The organism is Martinezella rhizogenes, from assembly GCF_027460065.1.
Taxonomy (GTDB): domain Bacteria; phylum Pseudomonadota; class Alphaproteobacteria; order Rhizobiales; family Rhizobiaceae; genus Agrobacterium; species Agrobacterium rhizogenes_C.
This window is the reverse complement of the sequence record NZ_JAPYZZ010000016.1, coordinates 136,190-152,439: the sequence shown is the minus strand read 5'-3', so window position 1 is coordinate 152,439 and position 16,250 is coordinate 136,190. Positions and strand designations below refer to the sequence as shown.

Annotated in this window: 17 protein-coding genes; 6 read left to right on the top strand and 11 right to left on the bottom strand. The window is 60.2% G+C overall.

Going from position 1 to position 16,250, the window contains the following annotated elements; translation table 11 throughout:
* Positions 1–187 (top strand): hypothetical protein (locus tag O8B93_RS21660; protein ID WP_269711939.1); only part of this gene is annotated, 187 nt, incomplete at its 5' end.
* A gap of 146 nt (positions 188–333) precedes the next feature.
* On the opposite strand, the gene O8B93_RS21655 is transcribed toward O8B93_RS21660, so the two are convergent.
* Positions 334–1,335 (bottom strand): DUF2125 domain-containing protein, encoded by a 1,002-nt coding sequence (locus tag O8B93_RS21655; protein WP_269711938.1) that lies wholly within the window; start codon positions 1,333–1,335, stop codon positions 334–336.
* A 49-nt stretch (positions 1,336–1,384) separates the two neighbouring features.
* Between O8B93_RS21655 and O8B93_RS21650 the strand changes: the two genes are divergently transcribed.
* Positions 1,385–1,912: a gamma-glutamylcyclotransferase gene (locus tag O8B93_RS21650; RefSeq protein ID WP_269711937.1), complete on the top strand. Its 528-nt coding sequence runs from the start codon at positions 1,385–1,387 to the stop codon at positions 1,910–1,912.
* On the opposite strand, the gene O8B93_RS21645 is transcribed toward O8B93_RS21650, so the two are convergent.
* From O8B93_RS21645 to ftsE, 4 genes are all read right to left on the bottom strand, one after another.
* A complete protein-coding gene (locus O8B93_RS21645) occupies positions 1,909–2,706 on the bottom strand; it encodes a lysophospholipid acyltransferase family protein (RefSeq protein ID WP_269711936.1) in 798 nt (265 codons plus the stop codon). The genes O8B93_RS21650 and O8B93_RS21645 overlap by 4 nt on opposite strands.
* Before the next feature lie 114 nt (positions 2,707–2,820).
* On the bottom strand, positions 2,821–3,537 hold the full coding sequence (locus O8B93_RS21640; protein ID WP_269711943.1) for a YdcF family protein: 717 nt from the start codon (positions 3,535–3,537) through the stop codon (positions 2,821–2,823).
* Between the two features lie 128 nt (positions 3,538–3,665).
* On the bottom strand, positions 3,666–4,673 hold the full coding sequence (locus tag O8B93_RS21635; protein ID WP_269711935.1) for a cell division protein FtsX: 1,008 nt from the start codon (positions 4,671–4,673) through the stop codon (positions 3,666–3,668).
* Entirely contained in the window at positions 4,666–5,325 is a 660-nt protein-coding gene (ftsE, locus tag O8B93_RS21630) for a cell division ATP-binding protein FtsE (protein WP_269711934.1), read from the bottom strand. Before ftsE ends, O8B93_RS21635 begins: the two co-directional genes overlap by 8 nt.
* A 200-nt stretch (positions 5,326–5,525) precedes the next feature.
* Between ftsE and O8B93_RS21625 the strand changes: the two genes are divergently transcribed.
* The 3 genes from O8B93_RS21625 (at position 5,526) to O8B93_RS21615 (ending at position 7,313) form a co-directional block, all read left to right on the top strand.
* Positions 5,526–6,197, top strand: a complete 672-nt coding sequence (locus O8B93_RS21625; RefSeq protein ID WP_269711933.1) for a hypothetical protein — start codon at positions 5,526–5,528, stop codon at positions 6,195–6,197.
* Between the two features lie 70 nt (positions 6,198–6,267).
* Positions 6,268–6,810 carry a hypoxanthine phosphoribosyltransferase gene (gene hpt / locus O8B93_RS21620; protein ID WP_003497442.1) on the top strand — a complete coding sequence of 181 codons (543 nt, stop codon included), beginning with the start codon at positions 6,268–6,270 and terminating at the stop codon, positions 6,808–6,810.
* A 143-nt stretch (positions 6,811–6,953) separates the two neighbouring features.
* Complete coding sequence (locus tag O8B93_RS21615) at positions 6,954–7,313, top strand: response regulator (protein ID WP_006310388.1); 360 nt, start codon at positions 6,954–6,956, stop codon at positions 7,311–7,313.
* Positions 7,314–7,726: 413 nt separating this feature from the next.
* On the opposite strand, the gene O8B93_RS21610 is transcribed toward O8B93_RS21615, so the two are convergent.
* The 4 genes from O8B93_RS21610 to argH all read right to left on the bottom strand — a co-directional run bounded on the left by O8B93_RS21610 (position 7,727) and on the right by argH (position 13,582).
* On the bottom strand, positions 7,727–10,435 hold the full coding sequence (locus O8B93_RS21610; protein ID WP_269711932.1) for a TIGR02302 family protein: 2,709 nt from the start codon (positions 10,433–10,435) through the stop codon (positions 7,727–7,729).
* A gap of 166 nt (positions 10,436–10,601) precedes the next feature.
* On the bottom strand, positions 10,602–11,870 hold the full coding sequence (gene lysA / locus O8B93_RS21605; RefSeq protein WP_269711931.1) for a diaminopimelate decarboxylase: 1,269 nt from the start codon (positions 11,868–11,870) through the stop codon (positions 10,602–10,604).
* A gap of 13 nt (positions 11,871–11,883) precedes the next feature.
* A complete protein-coding gene (gene lptM / locus O8B93_RS21600) occupies positions 11,884–12,087 on the bottom strand; it encodes an LPS translocon maturation chaperone LptM (protein ID WP_003509930.1) in 204 nt (67 codons plus the stop codon).
* 94 nt (positions 12,088–12,181) lie between these two features.
* A complete protein-coding gene (gene argH, locus O8B93_RS21595; protein WP_269711930.1) occupies positions 12,182–13,582 on the bottom strand; it encodes an argininosuccinate lyase in 1,401 nt (466 codons plus the stop codon).
* Positions 13,583–13,606: 24 nt separating this feature from the next.
* Between argH and tlpA the strand changes: the two genes are divergently transcribed.
* Complete coding sequence (tlpA, locus tag O8B93_RS21590) at positions 13,607–14,275, top strand: thiol:disulfide interchange protein TlpA (RefSeq protein WP_269711929.1); 669 nt, start codon at positions 13,607–13,609, stop codon at positions 14,273–14,275.
* A gap of 46 nt (positions 14,276–14,321) precedes the next feature.
* Here the strand turns inward: tlpA and O8B93_RS21585 are convergent, their stop codons facing one another.
* Entirely contained in the window at positions 14,322–15,203 is an 882-nt protein-coding gene (locus tag O8B93_RS21585) for a 3-hydroxybutyryl-CoA dehydrogenase (protein WP_080829419.1), read from the bottom strand.
* A gap of 114 nt (positions 15,204–15,317) precedes the next feature.
* On the bottom strand, positions 15,318–16,247 hold the full coding sequence (locus tag O8B93_RS21580) for an electron transfer flavoprotein subunit alpha/FixB family protein (RefSeq protein ID WP_269711928.1): 930 nt from the start codon (positions 16,245–16,247) through the stop codon (positions 15,318–15,320).
* Positions 16,248–16,250 lie beyond the last annotated feature (3 nt).

The window sequence follows — 16,250 nt, the reverse complement described above, 5'->3', positions numbered from 1 at the left end:
GGGTGGCGTGTGCAAAAAGTCCATAGGTCTGCTATCCTTTGCAGGCTTCGGATTGTTTGCGGGCGTGGCGATCAGCGGCCCAATCAACTCTCCAAGCGGTGAAGCAAAGGCGGCAGGGAACCTTGATGACGTGGGGTGTTGTCCCGATCCTCGGACGGTTGCCTGCCGCCGGGACTGCGGGCTGTGAAGGGCCCGCAGTCCCGCACCGACAATACCCGGAAAGCAACAAACAATCCTCGGGCTTGTCCCAAGGATCTAATCACGTCCAATAAAATCAAGGCGTTGCAGATCCTCGGGACAAGCCCGAGGATGACGTCGAATAGGGGGTAACCCTCAGATCGGCGGAATCTTGCCCAGAGGAATGAAGCCGCTGACCGTGGCGCGGCCGCGATCCACAACGAGATCGACGGATGCCCTGTCACCGCCGCCGGCGAGTGCACCGAGCAGCTTGCGGGCGGTATCGATGGTGGATTGCAGCTGCGGAAATGCCTGTTTGGCATTGTCCGACCAGGAGCCGAGCTTTTCGATTTCCAGCTTGAACTGGCCGGAGAGATAACCCTCATTGTCGAAGGAGAAGGGGCCGCTGATGCGCATGGTGCGGCCCTCGCCAATATCGGCGACCAGCCGGCGAAGCTCGCCGCTTGTGCCATAAAGGCCTGACTTGTCGCTGCCATCCACCATGCCCGCCTTGCCCGCGAGCGTGACATCCAGGATAGCGTCGAGGCGGGGAAGGACCTGCGGCCAGTCCTTGATGACGGTTGCCGAATCGGTGAGCGTGATAGCGCCATCGAGATCGGCGCCGTTCTGGCGCAGATGCATTTCCGTCTTGACGGCATCGAAGTCGATGGTCTGGCCAGTGACGGTGGAGACCGCCTGCGCCTTCAGCCCGTCGATGACGAGCGAGCTGCGGTCGATGCCCTTCAGCTTGGTGACGATGCTGGACTGCATATTCTTCCATGCGGCCGAAATCGTCAGGCCGTGGGCCGAGCGGATTTCTGCGGGCGAATCGAGTTCCCAGACGATGTGGCCGGGATTATAGACCTGTGCCGCCGAGCGGAGTTCGCCGAAGGAAGCGGAAACGCCGTTTTGGCTGTCGTCCACCGTCACCTTGGAGCAGAAAAGGCCGATGCGGAAGGGATAACCCTTGAAGGCGATATCACCGCATTCGCCGCTGACGCTGCGGGCCTGCGAGGGGGAGATGACATTCAGCACCGTCTGCTTCAGTCGCTCTGCGGCGTAAAACCACCCGGCGGTATAAAGTCCGATAACCACCACGATGGCGACGGCGAGCCAGAGGAATTTTTTGGCCGTGCCGGATTGGCTTGACGCTGCCATATTGATCTCCGATGAACAGACTTCAGATATTTTTGATTTGGCTTGGGATATGGACGATTTTTGGGTCTTTGGCTACGGTTCGTTGATGTGGAACCCCGGCTTCGCTTTCGAGGAGAGGCAGCAGGCCCGGCTGCATGGCTATCGGCGTTCGCTCTGCATCAGTTCCAATTTTTACAGAGGCACGGACGAGAAGCCCGGCCTTGTTCTCGGCCTGGAGCGCGGCGGCTCCTGCCTTGGCGTCGCTTTCCGCGTGCGGGGCAAGGACCATGATCCCGTCATGGCCTATCTGCGCGAGCGTGAACTGGTGACGAATGTCTACAAGGAGCGGGTGGTTTCCATTGCGCTCGCCAATGGTCGGCGCGGCAGCGCGGTGACCTATGTGGCCGATCCCGCCCATGAGCAATATATCGGCGGTCTCGGCATTGCCGAATCGGCCGTCATCATCGCGGCCGCAACGGGGCGATCCGGGCCGAACACGGATTATGTCTTCAACACCGTGCAGCATCTGCAGGAGATGGGCATTCGCGACTCGCTGCTCGAAAGCATCGCCGCGCGCGTCGGTACGCTTTCGGCTTAGCCGGCCGTTGTGTCCTTGCCCTGAAGTTCGGCAATCCGTTTCACGGCGGTCGGTGGTAGCGGCAAATGCGGGTTGTTGCGCGCGGTTTCCAGAAGGAGCTCGTCGCTCGCCTTTTCCGTCACCTCGATCAGGCGCTTGAAAAACACGTCGGGGTCGAGCCCCGGCTCGATGGCTGGCAGGATACGCACCTTGAAATGGCCGGGATAACGCATGGTGGACCGGCGCGGCCAGAAGAGGCCGGGGTGCATGGCGACGGGAATGACCGGCACCTGAAGGTCACGGTAAAGCCTTGCGATGCCGTAACGATATTCGGGTTCCGCGCCCGGCGGGCGGCGCGTACCTTCCGGATAGATGATGAGTTCGCGGCCTGCGGCCATTTCCTCTTTCGCCCGCTCCATCACCTTCAGCATCACCTTGCCGCGCGCGGCGCGGTTGACCGGGATCATTCGCTGTTTCATCACATACCAGCCGAACAGCGGAATCCACATCAGTTCCCGTTTCAGAATATAGACGGGGTCCGGCAGATTGGGCAGCAGCGCATAGGTATCCCAGAAGGATTGATGTTTGGGCGCAAAGATGCAGCCTGTCTCCGGAATGTTCTCCAGCCCCTCGATTTCGAATGTGGTGCCGACGATGGTTTTCATCAGCCAATGGTTGGACCGGGCCCAATTCTTGGGAATTTCGAAGGCGATCTTGCGGGGCAGAATGAAATAGATCGGCGTCAGCACGATCATGCGGACGATCAGATTGAGGTAAAACAGCGTATTGAAAAGAAAAGAGCGCAGCTTGAGCATCAACAGCCTTCCCGGGATGCAGCCGTTCCGAAACTTTGAGCGTCTCGATGCCGGATGCCGATGCCAGACGCCTACACGAAAACAAGGGGCGGCAGCAAGCGTGTTTCTGGACGCTTACGACGAAGCCGCCGTCACTTTCGGTGGGGCGTGATCCGTGACGGCCTTGCGCAGACCGTCGCCCTTACCGAAGCCGGTGAGGTCGCGTCCGGCCGCGGCCACGAACTTCAGATATTCGTAGAGCAGGGTTCTCACCACATCCGGTTCCACGAACCAGTTGGTGCGGGCGAGATCGGCGCTGATGACGGGATAGGCGATGAATTCCGTCTGCGGGCTGGCATTGCGCAATTCATGCAGGCTACGGTGCATGTGATAATTATTGGTGACGACGACAATGGAGGAATAGTTGTGATCGCGTATCCAGCTTGCCGCCTCATTGGCGTTGCCGATCGTATCTATCGCCTTGTAGCCCATGTCCACGCAGCAGGTGAACATGTCGGAGGACCCTTGGGTCATCTTGCGAATCTGCGAGCGGGTGGTGGCCGGGTTGACACCTGATATCAAAAGCCGCTTGCCAACGCCATCCCTGAGCAGGCCGACAGCCTGTTCGATGCGCTGATAACCGCCGGTGAGAACGATGATGGCATCGCCTCTTGCCCCTTCCGGCGGGCGCATGGAGGCAACGGAATCGGCAAACCACAAAAAACCGCCGGAAAATGCGCCGAGTGCAATGACGCAAACCAGGATGAGACCGCGGATAAAACGGCGCAGACGACCACGCCGCGACAACAGGCCCTTTTGGGCCGGCCGCGCCGTCGTCTGATCCTGGTCCATCCGACTCACAAACATTCCTCCTGAATACTCGCCGATTAAGGCAAGGAACAGGCATTTTTGTCCACCGTCCGCAGGTTACATCCGGCGTGTGACGGTTTCAGTTTTCCCACGGAATTCCGGTCGTCATTTTACGATGTGAGGCCGTCGCTTTTCGACGGGTCCGACCGGACACGGTCAATGTCGTCGATGGTGCGGATGACCGTCATGCGCGCCGTGATGGTGGTGAGAAGCGCGATGATGATCATCGTCAGGGCAATGCCGAGATAACCGCCAAGACCGACCGAAAACGAGCCAAAAAGCGCGCTCGCCTGATCGCTCTGCGGCGTGGCGACCGTGCTCGACTGCCAGAAACCCGCAACCAGGAACACGGCGGCCGCCAGTGCGCTGCCCGCCGCGGCGCCCTTGAGGCTGATCTTCAAGAAATGCTTCTGGAACTCACGCGCCACGAAGCTGCTTTCGGCACCGACGAAATGCAGCACTTCGACGATGTGCCGGTTGCCGGAAAGCGCGCCGCGCGTAGCGAATACCACCGTCAGCACCATGGCCGTGAAGACGAGGATGAGCACGCCAACGCCGATCATGACCGTGGTTCTGGCCATGGAAACCAGCCTGTCGACCCAGGTGCGGTGGTCGTCCAGAAAGGCCTGCGGGATTTCCGTCTTCAGCATGTCCCGCATGGCCTGGAAATCGGGCGGGTTGCTTTCATCGATGGTGATGACGACGAGGCGCGGTATGGGAAGTTCGGAAAGGTCGAGGCCGCTGCCGAGCCACGGCTCCAGCAGACGCGATGTCGCCGCATCGTCGAGGATCGTGCCGTCGCGGGTGCCGACGAAGGTCAGCGCCAGATTGCGTGCCTTGTTGAGTGCAGCATTCATGTCCAGCCCGTCTTCGGGCTTGATCTGGATGGTGATCTCGCGGGAAATCTGGCTCTGCCAGGTGGCGGCGGTGGCGCGCACCATGGAGACCGCGCCGAGCGTCAGGCAGGCGAGAAAGGCCATGATGGCGATAACCACCATTAGCGCGTTGCCCTGAATGTTTGACGGCGGCAGAATGGGCGCCATGGGGCGGATGCGCATGGGCGGGCGTTTTGGCTGGGCCGCTTCGGGTTTCAAGGGCTTGCGGGAGATCTCATTCATAGATATCGAGCCGCCCTTCGGTCAGGATCATCCGGCGCGCGTCGATCTGGTCCATGAGCCCAAAATCATGGGTGGCGATGACGACAGCCGTGCCCAGCCGGTTAAGTTCAAGGAAGAGGTTGAGAAGGCGTTTGGCCATCGGCGGATCGACGTTACCGGTCGGCTCGTCGGCCAGCAGGATTTCCGGCTGGTCCATCAGGGCGCGGGCAATGGCGGCACGCTGCTTTTCGCCGCCGGAAAGGATGGCCGGCAGCACATTGATGCGCTCGCCAAGCCCAACCCATTTCAGAAGCTCGATCACGTCGTTGCGATAGGCGCTTTCTTCCTTGCCGCGCACGCGCAGCGGCAGGGCGACATTCTCATAGGTCGTCAGATGATCCAGCAGCCGGAAATCCTGAAACACGATGCCGACACGGCGGCGCAGCATCGGCAGCTCGCTGCGCGGAATGCGCGACACATCGCGATTGAACATGCGGATATGGCCGCGGGTGGGCTGCAGCGACATTAAAAGCATGCGCAGCAGCGAGGTCTTGCCGGCACCCGACGGGCCGGTCAGAAACTGGAACGAACCCTTGGGGATATCGAAGGTCATGTCCCTCAGGATCTCGGGTCCCATGCCGTAACGCAACCCGACATTTTCGAAATGGATCAACGGACTTCCAGTCTCTTCGTTTCGTGGTGTTTCGCAAGCCGAAAGCGCAGAGGCCCGGGCGGCGCGGTTTAACCCGGTTCCGGTGGCCTGTGCGAGCCGTTTTTGCGAAGCATTAACCAATTAAATTTAAAACTTGGCAGGATTCGTTGCAATGCCCAGTTTTGCGGGCCGGAAAACCTCACCCAAGGAATTCTATGGCTATGTTCCGTTCATCTCGCCGGCAAGCGGCATTCGATTTTGACCTCCTGATGCCGGAAACACCGGCGCGCCGGACGGCGCGGGCGGCAAATCCCGACCGCGATGTCGTAGACGCGGAATTTGTCACCATCAAGGAAAACCGTGTCCGCCAGCCCGGAAACGACAATCGCGGTGCGACACGTCGGCAAATGGCAAAACCACCCGTCACCATCGGTGCGCTTGGCCTTGCCTTCATCGGCTGGCTCGATCGCAGATTGTCGCGCCTGTCGGCCGATGCCTATTCGGCGCTGGTGGCGGGGCTCGCCATTTTCGTTTTCGTCTGCTCCGGTGGTCTGTCTGTCGTGGTGCCGGAAACGTCGGCGGTCGCCGCCTCGGTAAACCCGCTCGCCATTTCCCATGTCACCATCACGCCGCAGGAAGCGGGCGGCATGGATATATTGCTCATCAACGGCATCGTTGAAAACAATGGCGGCAATCTGGAAGAGGTGCCGGCCCTTCGCGCCGATCTTTTCGCCGCCAAGGGACAGCTGGTGGCCAGCATGGTCATCGAGCCGCCGGTCAAGGAGATGCAGCCCGGTTTCAGCCACGGTTTTTCAGCAAAACTGCGCCATCCCGGTGGAAAAACGCCCGAGATCAAGCTTTCCTTTGTTGAGGCGGGTGCGTCCGAACGTTGACTGTGCTAACGCGTGATCTTCGTATTTTTACTGAAAGGTAAAATCGGCAAGGCGCAGCACAGGAGTAAGAATGCCCGTCGTCCGTGGAAAAAACATCGAGCCGCTTTATACCGCCGAGCAGATCGCCGAGCGCAATCGCGATATGGCCAAGCATATTGCCGGTGGCCCGACCAAGGATTTGCTGGTCATTGCCGTGCTCAAGGGATCGTTCATTTTCGCGGCCGACCTTATCCGCGCGCTGCATGACAGCGGCCTTGCCCCCGAAGTCGAATTCATCACGCTGTCGAGCTATGGCGCTGGCACGGTCTCGCAAGGGGTGCGGATCGTCAAGGATATCGACAGCGACGTGAAGGACCGTGATGTCCTTCTCATCGATGATATTCTCGAATCCGGTCGCACGCTGCGTTTTGCCAAGGAACTGCTTTACGAGCGCGGCGCGCGCAACGTCACCATTGCCGTGCTGCTCGACAAGAAGGTCAAGCGCAAGGAAGATCTGGAGGCCGACTATGTCGGTTTCGAATGTCCTGATTATTTCGTCGTGGGTTACGGCATGGACGTGGCTTATGCCTTCCGCGAACTGCCTTTTGTCGGTGTGGTGACCGGCGACGCCTGAGCATTATCTGCCGTGCCGGAACGGCACAGCGCGGAGACGTCTCATTAACCATTCACCCAGCCAAAAGCTGGGTGTTTACCTCTTGAAAAGAGGAGCCTGCGATGTTGCTCACGGCTGGAAATGATGCCCAGGAGCAATGAGTAATGGCGAAAATTCTGATTACCGAAGACGAGGATGCATTGCGGGCTTTCGTCGCCCGCGCGCTGCGTCTCGACGGTCACGAGACCCATGAGGCGGCTGACGGCGAGCAGGGGCTGGAGAAGCTTCAGGAGACCAGTTTCGATCTTCTTCTTTCGGATATCCGCATGCCGGTCATGGATGGCATCGAGCTGGCGCACCGCGCCGCCGAGAGCTTCCCGGCCATGCGCATTTTGCTGATGACGGGTTATGCTGAGCAGCGTGAACGGGCCGATGATCTGGCGACGAAGATCGTGGATGTGGTTTCCAAGCCCTTTGCGCTGCCGGATATTCGCAAGGCTGTGGCACGGGCGCTGGCGGCCTGAGCGACAGGATCGCAGAGATTAAAGGGCGGCCCGCGGGCCGCTTTTTTTTGTCGAGGAGTTGTCAGCTCGCTCCTCCGTCATGCTCGGGCCTGTTCCGAGCATCTGCGACGTGTCGATTTATTATAGGTTGCCGGATTCTCGGCACAAGGCCACTGTTGTCCGGTTTAAATTTGCGGACGAAGTGCATGGCATTGATTTTTTTGATTTTATCAAAATGCGACGGAATTGACACTTAATGAAGCGCAGCGTTGACTGTGGGATGACTGATCACACCAAACTCTCCGGCGTCATCCTCGGGCTTGTCCCGAGGATCTGCAACCGATTGATTTTATTCGACGTGATTAGATCCTCGGCACAAGGCCGAGGATGACGCCGAGGGGATGGTTACCCTTCAGTAGAAATCTTTCCGATCCTCACCGTATATCCAGCAACCGTTCCAGATAACGCCGTTCTACTTCACCTGGCGGGTTATTGCCGAGTTTTTCGCGGATAGCCTCGAGAATTTCACGGGCACGCTGCACGTCGATCTCGTCAGGCACCTTCACCTGATCGCCGAAATCCGGACCGGTGGTGCTGCGCGGGCGGCCGAGCGGGTCACGGCCGTTCTGTCCGCCCTGGCCGGCCATGCCTTCCTGTCCCTGTCCGGGCTGCTGGCCTTGCTGGCGCATGGCCTGCATGATCTGGCCCATCATGTCCTGTGCGCCCTGTCGCAGTGCGTTCAGCGCATTGCCCTGGCCTTCTACGGCCTGTTCGCCCTGACCCTTGCCTAGCGCTTCGCCGGCGCCCTGCATTTCCTGCTGCGCCTTACCGAAGTTTTCGCCCGGTTCCATGCCGAGATCACGAAGGCCCTGCTGCAGCTCGCCGAGCTGTTTGCCGAGCGCATCCTGCTGCGCTCGCAGGTTTTTCAATGCCTCGCGTAGCTGTTCAGCGGTCATCTGGTCACTCGGCTGTTGTCCGCCCTGCTGACCATTCTGGCCTTGTTGCCCCTGTTGACCTTGCTGGCCCTGCTGCGGCTGCTGGCCGTTTTCGCCCATCTGCTGCTCGTCTTCGCCTTCGCGGCCCTGCTGCGGGTCGCCGCGCTGCATGCGGTCTCGAAGTGCCTGGTCGAGCTTGAAGGTCTCGTCCATCAGCTTCTGCTGCTGTTGGAGAATTTCGCCCAGCTTATCGATCTGCTGGCGCATCTTGCTGCTCTGCTGCTGCCCCTGCTGGCCCTGACGTTGTGGTCGGCCAGCCTGCAGATTGTTCATCATGCGCTGCAGCTGCGAGAGCATTTCCTGCGCCGCATCGCGGTTGCCGGAACGGGCAAGGTTCTCGATCTGGTTCATCATGTTTTCCAGATCGCGCTGGCGCAGCACGTTCTGGGTCTGCTGGTTCATGTTGGTTTGCGGCGCGTTCTGCATGCGCTGCGCAAGCTCGCTCATGAACTGCTGCATGGCTTCGCGCAGCTCCTGCATCAGCTTGGCAACTTCCTCATCAGAGGCATTGCGTTGTAGCGCCTCGGAAAGCGCGGTCTGCGCATCGCGCAGGCGTTTTTCCGCCTGCGAAAGATCGCCATCCTCGATACCGAGCGCGATCTCCCAGAGATAATCGGCCGTGTTCTTCAGCATTTCCTCATTATAGGCGAGACGCATCCGCGTCTGCGCCGATTGCAGCAGGAGATAATGCGTGGTGTTGGGAATGGTCTCTTCCGGGCGCAATGCCACCGCCTCATTATAGGCGATCGCCTTCGGCATCTGGCGCGTGTCGAGCGAGAAAATCTGTCGCTGTTCGGCGATGGCAGCCGCCAGCGGTTCGGAGAAGTTGCGGCCCGGCAGTACCATTTCATGCGCAGGACTGCGGCCGGTCTGGCCGGCACCGTCAGTCGCGACAAGCGTGATGCGCACGCGTTTGCCGGCCATCGGGTGTTCGGTCAGGTTGCGGCTGGTCAGCCCCTTGATCTCGCGATTGTTCTGCCGCGGCAGATCGAGCTTGAATTCCGGCGGCGGGTAAAGTGCTGTCGCGCCTTCCGCAACGCCCACAGGTTCGATGATGGCATGGGCTTCCTTCAGCCCATAATCGTCCTTGGCGGTGAAGCCGATTTCCAGCGCACCATTAACGGCGCGGTGCGGCATATTGTCGAAGGCGATGCTGGGCGGCTGGTCGGGAATGACGTTGAACAGCCATTGTTCGCCATTGGCGGTGATCATGCCGCTTTCGGTGACATCCATCGCGAAAGTGCGCGGTGCGACGGGCTGATCCGCGGAGCGGGTTGGTGTCTGGACAGCGACCTCGCCGCTTGCACTGTCGGCGCGCGCGGCTTCGGGCGCAAGCTTCTGCAAAGCGCCTGCCATTTCCGGTTCGAAGGTTACTTCCTCACCACCATCGCCGCCGGTCATGCGGATCGTCAGCCTGGAGGATTGCGGCACGGAAACCGCGTCACGGTTCGTTGCGTCACGTCCGGTCAGGAAAATCGGCGCGCGGCCGGTATAGGCGGGCGGGGTGACCCAGGCGTCGAGACGGATATCTGGGTTGAGCGGACCGACAGCCGGCCGGCTGCGGAAGGCATCGGCAACCGTGCCCGCGCCGTTTGAATAGGAAAAACCGAAAGCAGTGACCAGAAGCAGCGCCGGAATGGCGCGCAGCGCCAGACGGTCATAACGGGCGATATCGGGTTTCGGCAGGCCGGCATTAAGCGCAGCAATGCGCTCAGCCATGCGGATCTGGTGTTCTTTCCAGAGCGTGCGGGAAAAAGGCGTATCGAAGGCCGGTTCGTCTTCCTGCACGCCGACCGGCTGGTGCGCCAGGCCGTTGCGATCTTCAAGAAGACGTGAGGCCTCATGATCCGTCGGCCATTTCAGCCGAAGGATCGGCAAGAGCATGGCGATAAATCCGAAAACCAGAACGAAAACGATGCCGAGCCGCAGGAAATCCGGCATATGACGGTAAAGGCCGAACCAGGCAAGCGCCAGAAATACGGCGGCGATGGACAGAGGCCAGAGCGTTTTCGGCGCGATCTTCTCCGAGAGCAGCACGATTTTCGCGAAGAACCGCTTGGCCGCAACCCGGCGGGCAAGGTCCGGCCGCTGCGCGAATGCGCCGGTCGGGCGCCTTCTGCCTGTCCTGTCCTCTCCCGCTGTGGTCATCAATCCGTTCTCCCGGTTCTGGCCACGTCGAACGCCATTCCCGGAACGGCGAGCTGTTCATATCACAGGGGCAAGGATAACATTCTTTGTGGCGAAGACGAGGGCACCTAGGCCCTCACCCCCATTTTTTAGGCAGCTTCGCTTGATTGTGATCGATTGCGCAGAGTCAATCGAGCCAGGCGGGCACGGAATCGAGGGCGATCAGTTCCTCATAGGTACCGCGCGGGCGGATGACGTGGAACTTGTCACCCTTGACAAGCACTTCCGGCACCAGCAGGCGCGAATTATAGGTGCCTGCCTGCACCGCGCCATAGGCGCCTGCGGAGCTGACGGCGATCAGATCACCCGGCTGCGGTGCCGCCATTTCGCGGTCGAGCGCCAGATAATCGCCGGTCTCGCAGACCGGGCCGACAATATCGGCCTTGATGCGCGGCGCGTCTTCCGAGGGCTGCACCACCGGGCGGATGCCGTGATAGGCCTCGTAAAGCGTGGGGCGGATAAGGTCGTTCATGGCACCATCGACGATGACGAAGGTCTTGTCGCCGCCATCTTTCACATAAATCACTTCCGTCACCAGAATGCCGGCATTGCCGACAATCAGGCGGCCGGGTTCGGTGACGATCTTGCAGTTGAGGCTCTTCAGCTCGTTCTTGACGATATGCGCATAGGCATCCGGCAGCGGCGGCGGATTGTTGTCGTCGCGATAGGGAATACCCAACCCGCCGCCAATATCGACGTGGCTGATCACATGGCCATCGGTACGCAGCACTTCCACGAGTTCGCGCAGCAGCCGGAATGCATCCTCGAAAGGCTGCAATTCGGTAATCTGGCTGCCGATATGCATGTCGATGCCGGTCACTTCGATGCCGGGCAGGGTGGCGGCATGGGCATAGACCGCGCGCGCCCGCTCATAGGAAATGCCGAACTTGTTTTCCTTCTTGCCGGTGGAAATCTTGGCGTGGGTGCGCGCATCCACATCTGGATTGATGCGGAAGGAAACATGCGCCCGCTTGCCCACTTTCACGGCGCGCAGGTTGAGAACTTCCAGTTCCGGCTCGGATTCGATGTTGAAGCAATAGATGCCGGCTTCCAGCGCGTAATCCATTTCGGCAACGGTCTTGCCGACGCCGGAGAACATGATGCGGTTTGCGGGCACGCCGGCAGCCAGCGCGCGGCGCAATTCGCCGCCGGAGACGACATCGATACCGGCGCCGAGCTTTGCCAGCGTCTTTAGCACCGCCTGATTGGAGTTGGCCTTCATGGCGTAACAGACCATGGCGTCCACATCGGCGAAAGCGCCTGCGAACACCTTGTAGTGGCGTTCCAGCGTCGCAGTGGAGTAGACGTAGAAAGGCGTGCCGACCGCCTTGGCGATCTCAGGCACGGGCACGTTTTCGGCGTGCAGCACGCCGTCGATATAGCCAAAATGGTTCACGGCTTTTTACCCGTCAGAGAAGCTTGTCGAGGATGAACGGCCGTTCCGCCGTCGCGGGCTTCGGCTCGCTGCCATCGGCGGCGCGTTTGTTGCGCATTTCGACCGGCGTGCTCGGCGGGTCGATGTCGCCTTTGCGCCCACAGGCGCTGAGAGCAAGGCTGACGGCGAGCGTCATGCCGATGGGAACGATGAGTTTGCGCGCGGTTTTTGAAAGCATGAGCCTGTCCAAAGGAAATATGTGCTTCTCTGATAACGAAAAACAGGGCGCTTGTGCACCCTGTTTCTTGTGATCGCAGCGTAACGTGAATTTATCAGTTGCGGCCACGCCACCAGGCGATCTGCTTCCTCACTTCCGAAGGAGCGGTGCCGCCGAAACTCGTGCGGCTGGCGACCGATGCCTCGACCGAGAGAACGTCGAAAATGCCGTTGGTGATGTCGGGGTGGATGGCCTGCAATTCTTCCAGCGAAAGATCGGCCAGATCGCAGCCTTTCTTTTCCGCCAGCGCGACGGCATTGCCGGTCACATGGTGGGCATCGCGGAAGGGAAGGCCCGCCTCGCGCACCAGCCAGTCGGCGAGATCGGTGGCTGTGGAATAGCCCGAACCGGCCGCCGCACGCATGCGGTCCTTGCGCACTTCAAGGTCGCGGATCATGCCGGTCATGGCGGCAATCGCCAATTCCAGGCTTTCGGCGGAGTCGAAAACCTGTTCCTTGTCTTCCTGCATATCCTTGGAATAGGCGAGCGGCAGGCCCTTCATGACAGTCAGCAGCGCCACCAGCGAGCCGTTGATGCGGCCGGTCTTGGCGCGCACCAGTTCGGCGGCGTCCGGGTTCTTCTTCTGCGGCATGATCGAGGAGCCGGTGGAGAAGGCATCCGACAAACGGATGAAGCCGAATTGCGGCGTCGACCAGATCACGATTTCTTCAGCGAGACGCGACAGATGCGTGGCGCAGATCGAGGCGATCGACAGGAATTCCAGCGCGAAATCGCGGTCGGATACGGTGTCGATGGAGTTGCGGGTCGGCTCGCGGAAACCGAGCGCCTTGGCTGTCATATGGCGGTCAATGGGGTAGCCGGTGCCGGCAAGGGCGGCAGCGCCGATCGGGCTTTCGTCCAGATGCTCGATGGCGTGGCGCACGCGGGCGCGGTCACGGCCGAACATTTCCACATAGGCCATGCAATGGTGGCCGAAGGTCACCGGCTGCGCCGTCTGCAGATGGGTGAAGCCCGGCATCACGGTATCGGCATTTTCTTCGGCGCGATCGAGGAAGGCGGCAATGAGGGCGGTCAACATGCCCTCGGTCTTCTGCAATTCTTCCTTCACCCACAGGCGGAAATCGAGCGCCACCTGGTCGTTGCGCGAGCGGGCGGTGTGCAGGCGGCCGGCTGCCGTGCCGATGAGGGTTGCAAGGCGCGCCTCGATGTTCATGTGAATATCTTCGAGCTTGCGCGAGAATTCGAAGGTGCCGGCTTCGATCTCTGACAGGATCGTGTTCAGCCCGTGAACGATCTTCTCTTTATCTTCCTGCGAAATAATGCCTTTTTCCGCCAGCATGGTGGCATGCGCCATAGAGCCGCGGATGTCCTGGGCGTAAAGCTTCTTGTCGAAGCCGATGGAGGCATTTATCTCTTCCATGATGGCAGATGGCCCGGAAGCAAAACGTCCGCCCCACATCTGGTTGGAGGATTTCTGATCTGTGCCGTCAGCCATGTTCGCAGTGCCCTGGAGTATTCGATGACAGAAAAAACGCCGTTCAGGCTTCCTTCCGCCAAGTTGGTTGCAATTGCTGCCGTTGCCGGTGTGCTCGCCGGCGCAGGCGCGGTCTGGTTCAGGCATATTGGGTCTGAGAGCCCGGTTCAAGGGGCAGCGGTGGCAGAGGGCGGTTTATGTGAGGGTGCGGCAAACCGCATCGCCTCGTTGAAACCGTTTCTGAAGGGGCAGGTGGCCGCCATGTCGGCGGCGGATAGACCGCGCGTCATCCCGCTTTCCTTCAAGGGGCCCGAGGCCAAGGACATGACGCTTGCCGATCTCAGGGGCAAGACGGTTCTTCTCAATCTCTGGGCTACATGGTGTGTGCCCTGCCGCGAAGAAATGCCGGCTCTGAATGCGCTGGAGAAGGAAAAGGGCGGTGACAAGTTCGAAGTTGTGGCCGTCAATATCGATGTCGGCGCGGATGAAAAGCCGAAAGCCTTCATGGATGAATACAAGATCGACGCGCTGAAGCATTACCGCGACAGTTCCATGAGCGTCTTCAACGTTCTGAAAAAGGAAGGTCTCGCTTTCGGCCTGCCTGCCACCCTGCTGCTGGATGAAAACGGCTGCCTGCTGGGCGCCATGAACGGCCCGGCGGCTTGGGACAGCGAAGATGCGAAGGCGTTGGTGACGGCCGCAGCCGCTAAGTAAGCCGGCTTTCGGGAGAGACTTTTCTCTCCCGCGCTGAGGCTGATCTTTATCGTGTCGGAACCGGCGTTTCGCCGCGGTAATCGTAGAAGCCGCGGCCGGATTTGCGGCCGAGCCAGCCGGCCTCGACATATTTGACCAGCAGTGGGCACGGGCGGTACTTGCTGTCGGAGAGACCGTCATGCAGCACCTGCATGATCGACAAACACGTATCGAGACCGATGAAATCGGCAAGCTGCAGCGGACCCATCGGGTGGTTTGCGCCGAGCCGCATGGCGGTGTCGATGGCTTCCACCGAGCCGACGCCCTCGTAAAGCGTGTAGATCGCCTCGTTGATCATCGGAAGCAGGATGCGGTTGACGATGAAGGCCGGAAAATCCTCGGCGACGGTGATCGCTTTTTCAAGCGTCCGCACATAGGCCTTCGCCGCGTCGAAGGTCTTTTCGTTGGTGGCGATGCCGCGCACCAGTTCCACCAGCTTCATGACGGGCACCGGGTTCATAAAGTGGATGCCCATGAACTGTTCAGGGCGGTCCGTCGCCGATGCAAGACGGGTGATGGAAAGGGAAGAGGTATTGGTGGCGAGAAGCGCTTCCGGCTTCAGGACCGGGCAGACCTGCGCATAAATCTTGCGTTTGATCTCTTCGTTTTCCGTGGCGGCCTCGATGACGATATCCATCGGCGCCAGATCATTGACGTCGGTCGATCCGCTGATGAGCGTCAGCGCCTGCTTGCGGGCGTCGTCGGAAAGCTTGCCGTTGGTCACCTGGCGGGCAAGATTGCCGTTGATCGTGGCAAGGCCGGCCTCGATGCCTTCCTTCGAAAGATCGTAGATATGGACCCGGTAGCCGGCAATGGCGGAAACATGCGCAATGCCGCATCCCATCTGACCGGCTCCGATGACACCGATGTTTTTAAAGGGGGCGGTCATATGCGGTTCTCCCATGTGATGCATCTGCAAATTCGCTGGCGATGTTACGCATATCGCCGAAAAAGAGAAGGCGGCGCGTTCAAAAAACGCGCCGCCTTCATCATCTATTTAAAATCAAAGGGCTTTTTGCAGTTCCGGCAGTGCCTCGAACAGGTCTGCAACGAGACCGTAATCGGCAACCTGGAAAATCGGCGCTTCTTCATCCTTGTTGATGGCGACGATGACCTTCGAATCCTTCATGCCGGCCAGATGCTGGATGGCGCCCGAAATACCGGCAGCGATGTAAAGCTGCGGCGCAACCACCTTGCCGGTCTGGCCTACCTGCCAGTCGTTCGGCGCATAACCGGCGTCGACGGCGGCGCGCGACGCGCCAACGGCGGCACCGAGCTTGTCGGCGACGGGAAGGATGACTTCCTTGAACTTCTCCGACGAGCCAAGCGCACGGCCACCGGAGATGATGATCTTCGCAGAGGTCAGCTCCGGACGGTCGGATGAGGCGAGCGCGTCGGAAACGAAGCTGGAGACACCGGGATTTTCAGCAGCAGCGATCGTCTCGACCGGTGCCGAACCACCCTCGGCGGCGGCCGCAAAGGCGGTCGGGCGCACGGTGATGACCTTCTTGGCGTCGGTTGCCTGCACCGTCTGGATGGCGTTGCCGGCATAGATCGGACGCTTGAAGGTATCTGGCGATACGACTTCGATGATTTCCGAGACCTGCGCCACGTCGAGAAGTGCCGCAACGCGCGGCGTCACGTTCTTGGCCGAAGCCGTTGCCGGTGCGATGATGACGTCATAGGCGGGGCTGAGCGAAACGACCAGCGCTGCCAGCGGCTCGGCGAGCGCGTTGGCATAGGATGCGTCGTCAGCGAGCAGTACCTTGGAGACGCCGGAAAGTTTCGCCGCCGCGTCAGCAACGCCCTTGGCGCCCGAACCGGCGATCAGCACATGCACGTCGCCGCCGATTTGCGTTGCCGCCGTCAGCGTCTTTGCCGTCAGGTCGGAAAGGGTTGCGTTGTCGTGTTCTGCCAGAAGAAGAATGGCCATAAG

Coding starts and splice junctions, on each gene's coding strand:
- O8B93_RS21655 (WP_269711938.1), bottom strand. CDS start 1,335: ATGGCAGCGTCAAGCCAATCCGGCACGGCCAAAAAATTCCTCTGGCTC.
- O8B93_RS21650 (WP_269711937.1), top strand. CDS start 1,385: ATGGACGATTTTTGGGTCTTTGGCTACGGTTCGTTGATGTGGAACCCC.
- O8B93_RS21645 (WP_269711936.1), bottom strand. CDS start 2,706: ATGCTCAAGCTGCGCTCTTTTCTTTTCAATACGCTGTTTTACCTCAAT.
- O8B93_RS21640 (WP_269711943.1), bottom strand. CDS start 3,537: ATGGACCAGGATCAGACGACGGCGCGGCCGGCCCAAAAGGGCCTGTTG.
- O8B93_RS21635 (WP_269711935.1), bottom strand. CDS start 4,673: ATGAATGAGATCTCCCGCAAGCCCTTGAAACCCGAAGCGGCCCAGCCA.
- O8B93_RS21625 (WP_269711933.1), top strand. CDS start 5,526: ATGTTCCGTTCATCTCGCCGGCAAGCGGCATTCGATTTTGACCTCCTG.
- hpt (WP_003497442.1), top strand. CDS start 6,268: ATGCCCGTCGTCCGTGGAAAAAACATCGAGCCGCTTTATACCGCCGAG.
- O8B93_RS21615 (WP_006310388.1), top strand. CDS start 6,954: ATGGCGAAAATTCTGATTACCGAAGACGAGGATGCATTGCGGGCTTTC.
- O8B93_RS21610 (WP_269711932.1), bottom strand. CDS start 10,435: ATGACCACAGCGGGAGAGGACAGGACAGGCAGAAGGCGCCCGACCGGC.
- lptM (WP_003509930.1), bottom strand. CDS start 12,087: ATGCTTTCAAAAACCGCGCGCAAACTCATCGTTCCCATCGGCATGACG.
- argH (WP_269711930.1), bottom strand. CDS start 13,582: ATGGCTGACGGCACAGATCAGAAATCCTCCAACCAGATGTGGGGCGGA.
- tlpA (WP_269711929.1), top strand. CDS start 13,607: ATGACAGAAAAAACGCCGTTCAGGCTTCCTTCCGCCAAGTTGGTTGCA.
- O8B93_RS21585 (WP_080829419.1), bottom strand. CDS start 15,203: ATGACCGCCCCCTTTAAAAACATCGGTGTCATCGGAGCCGGTCAGATG.
- O8B93_RS21580 (WP_269711928.1), bottom strand. CDS start 16,247: ATGGCCATTCTTCTTCTGGCAGAACACGACAACGCAACCCTTTCCGAC.